The sequence below is a fragment of the Streptomyces sennicomposti genome (genome assembly GCF_019890635.1).
Lineage (GTDB): Bacteria > Actinomycetota > Actinomycetes > Streptomycetales > Streptomycetaceae > Streptomyces > Streptomyces sennicomposti.
In genome coordinates, this window is the sequence record NZ_JAIOAB010000010.1 from 91,281 (window position 1) to 104,708 (window position 13,428).

13 protein-coding genes are annotated in these 13,428 nt (G+C 72.1%); 12 read left to right on the top strand and 1 reads right to left on the bottom strand.

Features of this window, described 5'->3' with window-relative positions:
- Positions 1–8: 8 nt before the first annotated feature.
- From K7787_RS08890 to K7787_RS08910, 5 genes are read left to right on the top strand one after another with little or no spacing between them, the layout of a single operon-like run.
- A complete protein-coding gene (locus tag K7787_RS08890; RefSeq protein WP_009193127.1) occupies positions 9–797 on the top strand; it encodes a fumarylacetoacetate hydrolase family protein in 789 nt (262 codons plus the stop codon).
- On the top strand, positions 794–1,165 hold the full coding sequence (locus K7787_RS08895; protein WP_043262470.1) for a VOC family protein: 372 nt from the start codon (positions 794–796) through the stop codon (positions 1,163–1,165). The genes K7787_RS08890 and K7787_RS08895 overlap by 4 nt, the downstream gene beginning before the upstream one ends.
- Positions 1,166–1,190: 25 nt before the next feature.
- Positions 1,191–1,982 carry an alpha/beta fold hydrolase gene (locus tag K7787_RS08900; protein WP_009193129.1) on the top strand — a complete coding sequence of 264 codons (792 nt, stop codon included), beginning with the start codon at positions 1,191–1,193 and terminating at the stop codon, positions 1,980–1,982.
- A gap of 9 nt (positions 1,983–1,991) precedes the next feature.
- Positions 1,992–2,471, top strand: coding sequence for a GlcG/HbpS family heme-binding protein (locus K7787_RS08905; RefSeq protein ID WP_223001040.1), 480 nt, complete (start codon positions 1,992–1,994; stop codon positions 2,469–2,471).
- 3 nt (positions 2,472–2,474) lie between these two features.
- A complete protein-coding gene (locus tag K7787_RS08910) occupies positions 2,475–3,515 on the top strand; it encodes a uroporphyrinogen decarboxylase/cobalamine-independent methonine synthase family protein (RefSeq protein ID WP_223001041.1) in 1,041 nt (346 codons plus the stop codon).
- A 148-nt stretch (positions 3,516–3,663) separates the two neighbouring features.
- Here the strand turns inward: K7787_RS08910 and K7787_RS08915 are convergent, their stop codons facing one another.
- Positions 3,664–3,951 carry a putative quinol monooxygenase gene (locus tag K7787_RS08915; RefSeq protein WP_043262472.1) on the bottom strand — a complete coding sequence of 96 codons (288 nt, stop codon included), beginning with the start codon at positions 3,949–3,951 and terminating at the stop codon, positions 3,664–3,666.
- Between the two features lie 297 nt (positions 3,952–4,248).
- Here K7787_RS08915 and K7787_RS08920 point away from each other — a divergent pair, with 297 nt between their 5' ends.
- The 7 genes from K7787_RS08920 to K7787_RS32250 all read left to right on the top strand — a co-directional run bounded on the left by K7787_RS08920 (position 4,249) and on the right by K7787_RS32250 (position 13,272).
- On the top strand, positions 4,249–5,697 hold the full coding sequence (locus K7787_RS08920) for an aldehyde dehydrogenase family protein (RefSeq protein WP_223001042.1): 1,449 nt from the start codon (positions 4,249–4,251) through the stop codon (positions 5,695–5,697).
- 36 nt (positions 5,698–5,733) lie between these two features.
- The gene (gene lhgD, locus K7787_RS08925; protein ID WP_009193132.1) at positions 5,734–6,933 is read left to right on the top strand and encodes an L-2-hydroxyglutarate dehydrogenase; all 1,200 of its coding nucleotides are present in this window, start codon (positions 5,734–5,736) and stop codon (positions 6,931–6,933) included.
- 140 nt (positions 6,934–7,073) lie between these two features.
- Positions 7,074–7,934, top strand: a complete 861-nt coding sequence (locus K7787_RS08930) for an amidohydrolase family protein (RefSeq protein ID WP_009193133.1) — start codon at positions 7,074–7,076, stop codon at positions 7,932–7,934.
- A 13-nt stretch (positions 7,935–7,947) separates the two neighbouring features.
- The gene (locus tag K7787_RS08935; protein WP_223001043.1) at positions 7,948–9,660 is read left to right on the top strand and encodes a thiamine pyrophosphate-dependent enzyme; all 1,713 of its coding nucleotides are present in this window, start codon (positions 7,948–7,950) and stop codon (positions 9,658–9,660) included.
- A 20-nt stretch (positions 9,661–9,680) separates the two neighbouring features.
- Complete coding sequence (locus tag K7787_RS08940; protein ID WP_164388960.1) at positions 9,681–10,754, top strand: Ldh family oxidoreductase; 1,074 nt, start codon at positions 9,681–9,683, stop codon at positions 10,752–10,754.
- Between the two features lie 593 nt (positions 10,755–11,347).
- On the top strand, positions 11,348–12,367 hold the full coding sequence (locus K7787_RS08945) for an ABC transporter substrate-binding protein (RefSeq protein ID WP_050790944.1): 1,020 nt from the start codon (positions 11,348–11,350) through the stop codon (positions 12,365–12,367).
- 194 nt (positions 12,368–12,561) lie between these two features.
- Positions 12,562–13,272, top strand: coding sequence for a GntR family transcriptional regulator (locus K7787_RS32250; protein WP_043262473.1), 711 nt, complete (start codon positions 12,562–12,564; stop codon positions 13,270–13,272).
- Positions 13,273–13,428: the final 156 nt, after the last annotated feature.

The following is a 13,428-nucleotide window of genomic DNA, read 5'->3' on the forward strand; positions in this document are numbered from 1 at the left end:
GGCGCCTCATGCGATACACACGTGTCTCCGTCGGCGGACGGGCGGTGTGGGGCCGCGTGGGGGAGACGGACGTCGAACTGCTGTCCGGCTCACCGCTGGAGGGCGACCCCACCGTCATCGGCACCGTGCCCGTCGCCACCGCGCGGTGGCTGCCGCCCGTCGTGCCGCCCGTGTTCTACGCGGTCGGCATGAACTACCCGCGGCACATCGAGCACGCCGCGAAACTCGGCAACCCCGCGGCCGTCGTGCCCGAGCGGCCCGAGGTCGGCTACCGCGCCAACAACGCCCTCACCGGCCACCGTTCGCCCATCGTCAGACCCGCCGAGGTCGAAGGCCGTTTCGAGGCGGAACCCGAACTCGTCGCCGTCATCGGCCGCACCCTCCGGCACGCCACCCACGACCAGGCCCGCGAGGCGGTGTTCGGCTGGACCATCGGCAACGACGTCAGCGCCCGCACCTGGCAGCACCAGGACCGCACATTCTGGCGCAGCAAGAACGCCGACACCTTCAAACCCATGGGCCCCTGGATCGAGACCGACGTCGACGCGCTCGCCCAGACCACCACGCTCCGGGTGAACGGCGAGGTCCGCGCCTCGTTCGCCACCGGCGACATGGTCTTCGACCCGTACGACTACATCGTCGAGATCACCCGGCACAACACCCTCCAGCCGGGTGACGTGCTGTGGATGGGCGCCGAGTCCACGTGCCGGCTGGAGCCGGGCGACACCGTGGACGTCGAGATCAGCGGCATCGGCGTGCTCTCCAACCCCGTACACCTGGAAGGAACACCGGCATGAGCAGGGAACCCCGCTACATCCACCACGTCAACTTCCCCACCACCGACCCCGACCGCACCGCGGCCTGGTACGCCAAGGTCTTCGGGATGAAGCGCATCCAGCCCAAGTCCAACACCCGCGTGGTGCTGATGACCCGGGGCAACTTCGACCTCCACTTCACCCCGGTCGAGGAGATGGAGCGCATGGCGCCCTACCACTTCGCCGTCGAGGTCGACGACTGGGACGACTTCCTGGAGCACCTCAAGGAACTGGGAATCCGGCACACCCGCCCGATCCAGCGCCCCGAGAACCAGTCGAAGTTCTGCTACATCCACGACCCCGACCACACCATGATCGAGCTGGTCCACCACGCCAAGCGCCCCAACTGAGCACGCACATACGGGAGTTCACCCCATGCCCATTGCCGACTCCGACGGCACCGAGATCTACTACGAGCGCCACGGCAGCGGACCGGCGATCCTGTTCGTGCACGGCAGCGGCGGCCACCACGCCGCCTGGTGGCAGCAAGTGGCCGCACTGCGCGACGAGTTCACCGTCGTCACGGTCGACCTGCGCGGCTTCGGGAAGTCCGAGGCTCCCATCCCTGCGCACGCGTCGAAGCCCGAGTTCGACGGCCAGGACTTCCCCGGCGACGTCGCCGCCGTCCTGGACGCCGAGGACCTGACCGACGTCATGCTGGTCGGTCAGTCCATCGGCTCCGTCGCCGCCCTGCGCGCCGGCCTGCTGCGCCCCGAACGCGTCTCCTCGGTGGTCCTCGGCCACTCCCTGGGCGGCATCAGCCATCCCGAGCTGAGGGAACTGGCCGCCGCCGACCGCGCCGAGGCCGTCAAACTTCCGGTCGTCGACCGCCTGCTCACCAAGGCGTTCCAGCGGGAGCGCGCCGACCTCACCTTCCTGTTCCAGCAGATGGGCACGTTCAACGTCGCCAGGATGCAGGACCTGCGCAACCTCGACACCGACGGCCCCGGCATCGAGGACATCCAGGCCTCGGGCCTCAAGGTCGCCTTCCTCGCGGGCGAGAAGGACGCCGTGCTCAGCGTCAAGACCGTCACCCGCGCCCACGAACTGCTGGCCGGCTCACACCTGGAGATCGTCCCCGGCGCCCCGCACTCCATGTACTGGGAGACGCCCGAGCAGTACAACGCGGCCGTCGCCGAGCTGCGCCGCACCCTCACCGCCAAGTAAGGAAGCAGCATGAGCAACCTCACCCTCGACGCCGCCGAGGAGATCATCGCGGCCGCCCACAAGCGGGCCCAGGCCATCGGCAAGGCCGTCAGCGTCGCCGTCGTGGACGCGGGCGGCTTCCCGATCGCCATCCGCCGCCCGGACGGCGCCCGCCCTCTCACCCCCGACATCGCCCGCGCCAAGGCCTACACCGCCGCCGTGATGCAGCGCCCCGGCAGGATGCTGAAGAAGTGGCAGGAGAGCCAGCCCGTCTTCTTCTCCCAGCTCTCCCAGCTGCCCGGCGCCGCCCTGCCGATCATGGCCGCCGACGGCAGCGTCACCATCAAGAAGGACGGCGAGATCATCGGCGGCCTCGGCATCGCCGGCGGCACCGCCGACGAGGACCAGCAGATCGCCGAGGAGGTCCTCGCCCAGCTCGGTTACGAGCTGGAGTTCGCCGCCTGGGGCGTCGCGGGCGAGCCCGCCGCGGAATCCGGAAAGGACGCCTGAGCCATGGCGGACACGTTCAACTACCGCATCGACCACCAGGGCAGCCTGGTACGGCCCGCCGAACTGCTCGCCGCCCGCGCCGCCGGCGATCCGGAGGCCCTGAACGCGGCCGAGGTCCGGGCGGTCGAGGAGGCGGTCGTCCTCCAGCGCAGACTGCGCTCCACCGTCGTCACCGACGGCGACTTCCCGCGCGAGGACTTCCGCAGCGCCGTCCTGGACGGCGTCTCGGGCTTTCGCCGCACCGGCGAGCGCGACGCCGACGGCCTCGTCCGCTGGGTCGCGGAGTCCCTGCCCAAGGCAGACGGCCCGCTGGCCGCGGACCGGGGCGCCCGGCTCGCCGAGCTGACGGTGATCGCGCCCAAGGTCGCCCTGCCCTCGCCCGCCTACCTGGCCGCCACCACCTTCGACCCGTCGCTCGCCGGGAACGGCGGCCCGGCCTCCGCCCGCGAACTGGGCGAGGCCCTCGCCGAGATCGTCCAGGCGGAGATCGGGCGGCTCGTCGCCGCGGGCGTCCGGCTGATCCAGCTGAACAACCCGCTGCTGCTCGCCCGGCTCGCCACCGAGCCGGCCGGGGGCGGCGCGCTCTCCTTCGAGGACACGCTCGCCGTCGAGGCCCTCGCGGTACGGCTGGACGAGCGCCCGGAGGGGGTGCGGATCGCCGTCGCCCCCGGCCACGCCGCCCCGGCCGCGGTGGACCGGGCCCGCGCCGAACGGCTGTACGGCACGGTGGCCGCCGACCGCTGGGTCCTGCCCTTCGACCGGGGCACGGACGCCGAGCTGGACCTGGTGCGGGCGCTGCCCGAGGACCGGGACGTGTGCCTGGGGGTGGTCGATCCGGCCGCGGCCGAACTGGAGGACATCGACACCGTGCTGGACCGCCTCGACGCGGCCGGCGAGGTCAAGGACCTGGAGGACGCGGCGCTCGCGCCGTCCCGCGGCTTCGCCGACGTGGCCGACCGGCCGCTGACCGACGCGGAGACCCAGCGTAAGAAGATCGTTCTAGTGGAGACCCTGGCCCGCTACGTCTGGGGCAACGAGTTCTGATCCGGACCACCGGAGAAAGCCGGGGCGCCGGGAAGCGGGGCGCCGGGAAGCGAGGTGCCGGGAAGCGAGGTGCCGGGAAGCGAGGTGCCGGGAAGCGGCTCAGCCGCTTCCCGGCACCCCCGCGTCCGCCCTCGCGGAGCCCTCGGCGTCACAGCACCTCGGCGAAGGTCACCGTGCGCTCGGTGAGCAGCGGCCGCACCGTGCCGGCGATCAGCTCGGCGAAGTGCGCCGTCGCCGTGTGCGCGTCGAAACCGGCCCGGTCCGTGTACCGCTCGTACAGCAGGAACCCGCCCGGCCGGTCCGCCTCGGCGTGCACCTCGTAGCCGAGATTCGCCGGCTCCTTCAGGGTGTGCTCGCGCATCTCCAGCAGCGCGGCGCGCACCGTCGCCTCGTCCTCGGCGGCGCACCGGTAGTGGGCGACCACTGCGTAGGCCATGGGAGTACTCCTTACGGCTTGCCCGGGCCGCGGGTGTCCGCGGCCGTCTCGTCGGCCGGGCCGGGGCGCCTCGCCGCCGACGAACCGGCGCCCGCGCACCGCCCGGCCCGCCGATTCCACCACGGACCACCCGGCCGCCGACCTGCGCGCGGCGCAACCAATGCCTGCCGCGACGGGGCTGGTGAACCTGCCCCGGCATGGTGTGTCGTCACATCGGCCCACCGGCGCGAAGCCGGCCGGCCGCCCCCTTGCACAGCCCGCGGACGCCGCGCCGCGGCGGACGAAGGAAGTGATCTCATGCGCATGCAGGAAACCCTCTCCGGCGGGGAGTGGGTGACGACCGGTGAGTGGATCGACGTCCACGACCCGGCCGACGTCCGGACGCCGATCGCGCGCATTCCGGCACTGGCCCCGAAGGACGTCACCCGCGCCTACGACCACGCCGAGCGCGGCTTCGCCGTGTGGAAGCGCACGAGCCCCTTCGAGCGGGCCCGGATCATGACCGGGGCGGCCCGGCTGATCCGCGAGCGGGCGGACGAGATCGCCGCCGACGTCACCGCCGAGAACGGCAAGACGCTGGCCGAGGCCCGCGGCGAGACCCTCAAGGCGGCCGACTTCCTGGAGTACTACTCCGGGCTCGCCCGCCAGGGCTACGGCACCCTGCTGCACGACGCCCGGCCGGACACCCAGACCCACACCCGGCGCGAGCCGATCGGGGTGATCCTCGTGATCGCCCCCTGGAACGACCCGCTGATCACCCCGGCCCGCAAGCTCGCCCCGCTGCTGGCCGCCGGCAACGCGGCCGTCTTCAAGCCGGCCACCGAGACCCCGCTGTCCGGACTGCACCTGGCCCGCGCCCTGCACGACGCGGGCCTGCCCGCCGGCGTGCTCAACGTGGTCACCGGCCGCACCGCCGAACTGGAGGAGGCGCTGCTCGACGACCGCAGGATCGTCGCCGTCACCTTCACCGGCTCCAACGAGGTCGCCGGCCGCATCCGCCGCCGCCTCGGCGACCGCAACATCCGCTTCCAGGGCGAACTGGGCGGCAAGAACGCCTCCGTCGTGCTGCGCGACGCCGATCTCCCGTTCGCCGCCCGCACGGTCGCCGCCGCCGCCTTCGGCCAGGCCGGCCAGCGCTGCACCGCCACCAGCCGGGTGATCGTCGAGGCGCCCGTGCACGAGGAGTTCGTACGGCTGCTGGTCGCCGAGGCCGAGAAGCTCAGGGTCGGCCCGGGCGGCGACCCGGCCACCACCCTGTGCCCGCTGTCCAGCCCCCGCCGGCGCGACAGCGTGCTGGCCGATGTGGACAGGGCGGTCCAGGAGGGGGCCACCGTGCTCACCGGCGGCCGGGCCGACACCGAGGGGGAGCGCGCGCACGGCTGCTACGTCCGGCCGACCGTCCTCGACGGCGTCACCCCGGACATGGCGATCTGGCGGGACGAGGTCTTCGGCCCGGTGCTCGCCGTACGCGCCGTGGAGGGCTTCACCGAGGCGGTCGAGGCGGCCAACGACTCCGCGTACGGCCTCGCCGCCGCCGTCTTCACCCGCGACCTCGGCGCCGCCCACCGCTTCGCCGACGAGGTCGAGTGCGGACAGGTCGCCGTCAACGCGACCACCCCCGGCTGGGACGTCCACCTGCCCTTCGGCGGATTCCACGACTCCGGCACCGGCTACAAGGAGCAGGGCGAGGAAGTCCTGCGGTTCTCCACCCGGGTCAAGACGGTGGCCGTCCACTTCGGCTCCTGACCGGCACGGAACAGCACGACAGAAAGGAGGCCGCCGATGGCAGACGAGACGATCGGCATCGTCGGCGCCGGCATCGTGGGCCTGGCCACGGGCCGGGAGATCGCCCTGAACCGCCCCGGCACCCGCGTCGTCGTCCTGGAGAAGGAGGACCGGGTCGCCGCCCACCAGACCGGGCACAACTCGGGCGTGGTGCACGCCGGCATCTACTACGCGCCGGGCAGCCTGAAGGCCGAGCTGACCGTGCGGGGCGTGGCTCTGCTGCGCGAGTACTGCCAGGACCGCGGCCTGCCCTACCGGGAGATCGGCAAGCTCGTCATGGCCGTGCGCGCGGACGAACTGGGCCGGATGGAGAACCTGTACGAACGGGCGAGGAACAACCACGTGCCCGATCTGCGCAAGGTCTCCAAGGAGGAGATCAAGGAGATCGAGCCCCACGCGGGCGGTATCGCCGCACTGCACTCGCCGCGCACCGCGATCACCGACTACCCGGCGATCGCCCGGGAGTTCGCCCGGGACATCGAGGCATCCGGCGGCGAGGTCAGGCTCGGCTGCCGGGTCACCGGGATCGCGGACGTGCCCGGCGGCGTCGAGGTCGCCGCCGGACAGGACCGCGTCAGGGTCGACCGGCTCGTGCTGTGCGCCGGTCTCCACTCCGACTCGGTGGCGAAGCTCGCCGAGGACGGTAAGGAGCCGCGGATCATCCCGTTCCGGGGCGAGTACATGCTCCTCAGGCCCGAGCGGGCACACCTGGTGAACGGCCTCGTCTACCCGGTGCCCGACCCCCGCTACCCCTTCCTCGGAGTGCACTTCACACCCCGGGTGGACGGCTCGGTCGAGGTCGGCCCGAACGCGGTCCTCGCCCTCGCCAGAGAGGGCTACAGCCTCTCCCGGATCTCCCTGCCGGACCTGGCGCGGCTCGCGGTCTACCCCGGCGCCTGGCGGATGGCCGCACAGCACTGGCGGACCGGGATCAAGGAGTACCGCAGCTCGCTGTCCGTGAAGGCCTTCATGAAGGACGCCGACGCCTATGTGCCGGGTGTGAGCGCCGCGGACGTGGTGCGCGGCGGAGCCGGCGTACGAGCCCAGGCGCTCGACCCCGACGGCACCCTGGTGGACGACTTCCGCATCCACCGGGTCGGCCGGATCACCGCGGTGCGCAACGCGCCCTCACCGGCCGCCACCGCCTCCATGGCCATCGCCGAACACATCGTCGCCGCCGTCTTCGACGACGCCTGACGCAACCTGAAAATGCCCCGCGAACAGCACCTTCACGCGCAACAAGTGCTTGCGCCCCAGAGCCTTAGCAACGGCCTCTTCCCCGCCTAGCGTTCCTCTCGCACCGCCTCACCGCCCCTCTTCGAGAAAGAGTTCACGTCATGTTCGTCGTCGACACGCAGATCCACATCTGGAAGGAAGAGACCCCGGACCGCCCCTGGGTCCCGGGCGCTCGCGAGCGGATCCGCCTCAACGGCCACCGCGAGGACCCCTTCTCCTACGAGGAGGCCCTGGAGCTGATGGACGAGGCCGGCGTCAACCGCGCGCTGATCCTGCCCCCGTCCTGGGAGGGCGACCGCATCGACTACGCCCTGGAGGCCTGCGAGGCGCACCCCGACCGGTTCGGCATCATGGCCCGCATCCCGCAGAACAAGCCCGAAGAGGGCAAGGCCATGCTGACGGACTTCGCCCAGAACCCGCATGTGAAGGGCACCCGGCTCACCTTCCACCGCCCGATCGACCGCAACTGGATGATCGACGGCACCAACGACTGGTACTGGCCGCTCGCCGAGGAGCTGCGCATCCCCACGATGGTGCACGCCCCGATCTGGAAGCGCGAGCTGGGCGAGATCGCCGCCCGGCACCCCGAGCTGAAGATCATCATCGACCACATGGGCATCATGGCCCGCTGCGTCGACGACGCCATCGGCTACTGGGTCCAGGAGACCGCCGACCTGCACGTCCACCCGAACATCTACGTGAAGGTCTCGGCGCTGCCCGGCTACTCCACGCAGCCCTTCCCGAACGACAACATCCAGAAGTACGTGCGCGAGATGGTCGACAAGATGGGGCCGCAGCGCTGCTTCTACGGCACCGACATCACCCGCCTGCTCGGGCACGGCATCACCTACACCGACACGATCGAGCAGTTCACCAAGCACTGGGACTTCACGCCCGAGGAACTCGAATGGATCATGGGCCGCGGGATCTCCGAGGTCCTGGACTGGCCGATCGAGGGCTGAGGGAACACCAGAGATGACGGACAACCGGAACAAGCCGGGCGCCGACGGCGGTGACGCCGTCGTCTCCGCCTTCAACGCCGTCGGCGCCGACTACCTCTTCTGCTCATCGGGGTCCGAATGGGCCCCGGTGTGGGAGTCGCTGGCCCGGCGCCACCGCGACGGCGAGCCCGCGCCCAAGTACCTGGACCTGACCCACGAGACCGTCGCCGTCGGCATGGCCACCGGCTACGGGCTTCTCGAACGCCGCCCGCAGGGCGTCCTGCTGCACGCCGCCCCCGGCCTGCTCCAGGGCTCCATGGCGGTGCACGGCGCACTGCTGGCCGGCGTGCCCATGGTGGTCGCTTCCTCCGAGTCGACCACGTACGGCGACGCCCCGGGACACGACCCGGGCGGCCAGTGGTACCGCAACCTGTCCGTCGTGGGCGGCCCGCACCAGGTGGCGCAACCGTTCACCAAGTGGGCCAACGAGGCCGCCGGGGTGCACACCCTGCCCACGATGATCACACGGGCCGCCGAGCTGGCGTGGCGGGCGCCGGCGGGCCCCGCCTACCTGAACATCCCGGTGGAGACCCTGCTGGCGGAGTGGGACGGCCGCGAGGCCAAGCCCGTCGTGCGACCGGGATCCACGCACAGCTCGCCCGAAGAGGTCGATCCCGTCGCCCGGATGATCCGCGAGGCGAACAACCCCGTGATCGTCACCGAGTCGGCCGGCCGCGAGGCGGGCGGCTTTGAAGCGCTCGTGGCCTTCGCCGAGGCCTGGAGCATCCCGGTCGTCGAGTCCGACTCGGCGACGGTGTGCGGCAACTTCCCGCGCACCCACCCCCTCCACGCCGGCAGCGACATCGGCCCGTGGATGGACGAGGCGGACCTGATCCTGCTCGTCAACTGCCGCGCCCCGTTCTACCCGCCGAGCCGCCGGCCCTCGAAGGCGAAGATCGTCGTCATCGACCAGGTCCCGCAGCGCCCGCACATCGTCTACCAAGTGCTCTACGCCGACGTGTACCTGGAGGGCGACGTCGCCAACACCCTGCGCCAGCTGGCCAAGCGGGCGAAGGACCTCGACGCGGCCGCCGTCGCCGCGCGCCGCGCCGCCCAGGAGGAGCGGCACGCCGCCGAGCAGGAGGCGATCGCCGCCGCCGAGCGCGGGGCGGCAAAGGCGCGGGGCATCGACCCGGTGCTCGTCGCCGCCACCCTGCGCACCCTGCTGGAGGGCCGGGACGGGATCGTCGTCGACGAGACCATCACCCACAGCCGGACGGTTAGACGGCATCTGAAGACCGCCGCGCCCGACTCGTACTTCTACGTGCAGGGCGGGCTCGGCCAGGGCATGGCGGTCGCGCTCGGCGTCAAACTCGCCGCCGGCGACCGCCCCGTGGTCCTCACCGTCGGCGACGGCGCCTTCGTCTACAACCCGGTGATCCCGTCGTACGACGCCTCGAAGGCGTACGACCTGCCGCTGCTGGTCGTGGTCTTCAACAACCGTGTCTACAAGTCGATGAACCTGAACCACCGCAGGTTCTACCCCGACGGCGCGGCCGCCGAGACCGGGCAATGGCTGGGCACCGACCTGCACCGGCTGCCCCGACTCGCCCGGTTCGCCGAACCGTTCGGCATGCACACCGAGACCGTCGACACCCCGGACGCGCTCGCGCCCGCGCTGGAGCGCGCGCTGAAGTCCGTGGCGGAGGGCACCACCGCCGTCGTCGACGTCCTCGTCACCCGCTGACCCAGGAGGCACCCGCCACCATGAACGACACACCGACGCCCCAGCCGGGCAAGGTCCTGGTCCCCGCCGAGGAACTGCGCGCCTTCGCCGCGGCCCTCCTGGAGAAGGGCGGCCTGACCGCCGAGCACGCGCGCACCACCGCAGACGTGTTCGTGTGGGCCGCGCTGCGCGGCGTCGACTCGCACGGCACCGCCCGCGTCCCCGCCTATCTCGACCTGCTCGCCAAGGGCGTCGCCAACGCCGACCCCGCAATCACCATCGAGTCGACCACGCCGGCCGCCGCCGTCCTCGACGCCGACCGCGCGCCCGGCCCGGTCGCGCTGAGCGCCGCCGCCGACGAGGCCGTGCGGCGGGCCCGGCAGACCGGCATCGCCGCGGTGGGCGTCCGCCGCACCGTGCACACCGGCGCCATCGGCTACTACGTCTCCAAGATCGCCGAACAGGGCCTGGTCGGCCTCGGCTTCGTCGCCGGCATGCCGAACATGGGCTACACCGGCGTCAGGGGCGCCGCCGTGGCCACCAGCCCGCTCGCCGTCGCGGTACCCGCCGGCGACCACGCGCCGCTGCTGCTCGACATGGCGACGGCCACGATCGCGCTCGGCAGGATCCGCCAGGCGAAGGCCTCCGGCACCCCGCTGCCGGAGGGGGCCGCCGCCACCGAGGACGGCACCCCGACCACCGACCCGGAGAAGGCGGTCATGCCGCTGCCGCTCGGCGGCGCCAAAGGCTCCGGGATGTCCCTGGCCTTCGAACTGCTCACCAGCGTCCTCGTCGGGGCGCCGATCCTCTCCGCGTTCCACTCGGACGACCCGGCCGGCCGCAAGCACCGCCAGAACGCCCTGCTGATCGCCGTCGACCCGGCCGCGTTCGGAGACGGCGACGCCTTCACCGCCGCCGTCGGCGACACCCTGGACACCCTGAAGGGGCTGCCGGTCGCCGACGGCGCGGACGGCGTGTACTACCCCGGTGAACGCAGCGCCTCGGTCGCCCGGGAGCGTGGCGCCAAGGGTGTCCCGGTGGCACCGAAGGTGTGGCGGGAACTGAACGAGCGAGCCGAGCAGCTCGGCGTCACACCACCGGCCGCCGCGAGGTAGCCGACGGGTCTTCTCCACGGCCACCGGGTGTTGGGGCGGGTATGCGCCGCCCCGGCACCCGGTGTTCGTGTGTCCGGACACCGCGGACCCGGCTGGGCGTCACCGTCGCCGCCACCGTCCCCGCCGTCGGCGCCCCGTGCCCGTCGCGGCTCGCCGGATCGGGCGGACGACCACGGGGGGCGTCCTCACCAACGGCTGTGATTGTCCGACGAACTGCGGAGGTGTCGACCGTGATCACGGTTCGGCGCGAGACGGAATCGTTCTGTGCGCGTACCTTGTCGGCCGTGATGGAGGCTGATACGTTCCAGCCTCATTAGTTGTCCGACAATCTTCCTCGCGGATGGCCTCATGAGGGCCGATCGTCCGTGGCCCCGGAGAACCCCTTCCGTCTCCACCTGGACCGTCGCCGGTCCCTGGGCGTGGAGTCGTCGGACCGACCGGGCTCCGCGACGACCGCTTCCCGACCCGCAGTTCACGCTTGTTCATCGCGCTGCCCCGGGGCGCGAGCGCGCGATCTCCGGCACAGGGAGACAGGAGAGACAATGAGGTTTCACCTCGGACGACCCCGAGCGCGCGCGGGTGGCTCCGTGCCGATGAGCGGCGGCCGGCGGGCGGCGGCCGCCGCGACGGCCCTCGTGCTCGGCTCGGCCGTGCTGACGGCGTGCGGGAAGTCCGCCGCAGGAGCGAGCACTCCGGAGACGGTGACGGTCGGCGTCGCGGGCAACATCTTCGACGTCCCCCTCCGGCTGGCCGACGCCGAGGGCTACTTCACCCAGCGCGGCCTGAGGGTCAGATTCGTGACGGTGACCGCCGCCACGGGTACGCCGGCTCTCGAATCGGGTTCCCTGCAGTTCCTCAACTCCAGCCCCACCGCGTTCCTGAGCGCCCTGGCCAGGGGACTTCCGGAGACCGCCATCGGGGTGGACGGGCTCGGCAACCCGCTCGGTCTCGTCGTGAGCAAGGAGTTCGCCCGGCGCAACGGACTGACCGCCAAGTCCCCGGCCAGGGAGGTCGCCAAGGCCCTGGCGGGCTCGACGGGCGGCACCAGTTCGGCCAACACGAAGGCCGAGGCGGGAATCTTTCTCAAGAGCAACGGAGTCGACCCCGGGAAGGTCGAGTGGGTGTCCCTGCCCAGCCCGAGCGCGGACCAGGCCGCTCTCGACGACGGCCGGATCGACTGGTTCATCACCTCGGAACCGCTCCCGTTGCAGATCCAGCAGTCCGGGAAGGGCGTCGTGGTCGCCGACTCCAGGACGGTCTCGCAGTGGGCCGGCGGATACGCCGGGTACGGCCAGGTCGTCGTGACCCGCAAGCGCTATGCCGCACAGCACGCCGCCACGGTGCGGAAGTTCATGGCCGCGGTGCGGGAGGGAACGGCCTACCTGTACAAGCACGTGAACGACCCGTCCGTGGTGCCGGCGGCGAAGAAGGCGCTGCCCGGCGTCCCCGACGCGGCGGTGCGGGCCGGCGTCGAGGAGGTCGAGTGGCCGTGGTTCGCCGACATGAACGTGGAGGCCTGGAGGAAGACCTCCGACTTCGTCAGCGAACTGGGCGTCCTCCCCGCAGGGGCCACGATCACCACGGACGACTGGACCAACGAGTACGTGCGATGACACGGCACGCGCGATCCGTCCTCCCGTCCGCCCGCCCGGCGATCGGGCCGGGCGGGCGCAGGCCGTTCCCGCGCTGATCACCAAAACACTCGCGGCCAGGCACGACGGGAACTGCTCGCTCCACGGAATCCCCCGGGACCGTAGATACTGCTCGGAAGTCGGTTCCCTACCTCCAGAAGACCACGGGTGATCAAGTGAACACCGAGCCCCACGACAAGACGGTCGACCCGGACAGGGCGGCGTCGACCCGGCACCACCAGGCGTACGAAGGCCTGCGCGCGCTGCTGCTGTCGGGGAGCTTCCGGCCGGGCACCCGGCTGACCGAGGCGGAGCTGACGCAGCGGTTCGGCGTCTCGCGGAGCACCATGCGGGCCGTCCTGGTCCAGCTGGCCCACGAGGGGTACGTCACCAGTGAGGTCAACCGGGGCGTCCGCACCCGGGACTTCTCGGTCGAGGAAGCGCTGGACATCCTGGAGGCGCGGGAAACGCTGGAGTCCGCCCTGGCCGGCAAGGCCGCCGAGCGGGCGTCCGAGGCGGAGATCGGCGAACTGCGCCGCACGCTGGAGCGCATGGCGGACTGCCAGGCGCGGGGCGACGAACAGGGCTACTCGCAGGGCAACCGTGCCTTCCACGAGCAGGTGAGACGCGCCGCGCACCAGCGGACACTGGCGCGCGCCCACGAGGCGCTGCTCTACCCGCTCGTGATGCGGCAGTACCGCGACCTGTCCGCCCCGCATCCGCGGACCGGGTCCCTCGAGGAGCACCAGGCCGTCTTCTTCGCCATCCTGACGCGCAACCCCGATGCGGCCGCCGCCGCGATGCGCCACCATGTCGGCTCCGCGCGCAGGAACCTGCTGCTGCGATCGGGCGGGAAGGACGAGTCCGCGCAGCACGGCGGACGGTGACCTCGCCAGGGGCCGCGCCGCGGAGGCGACCACGGTGACCGGACGGCTCCGCACCGGCTCCGCCGCCCGGCCGGGGGAGCGAAGGAGCCGAGGCCGGCCCCGGCAGGGCGACACCCCGGGGCTCCGCCCGCCGACGCGCACTGCGGTGCGATCCGC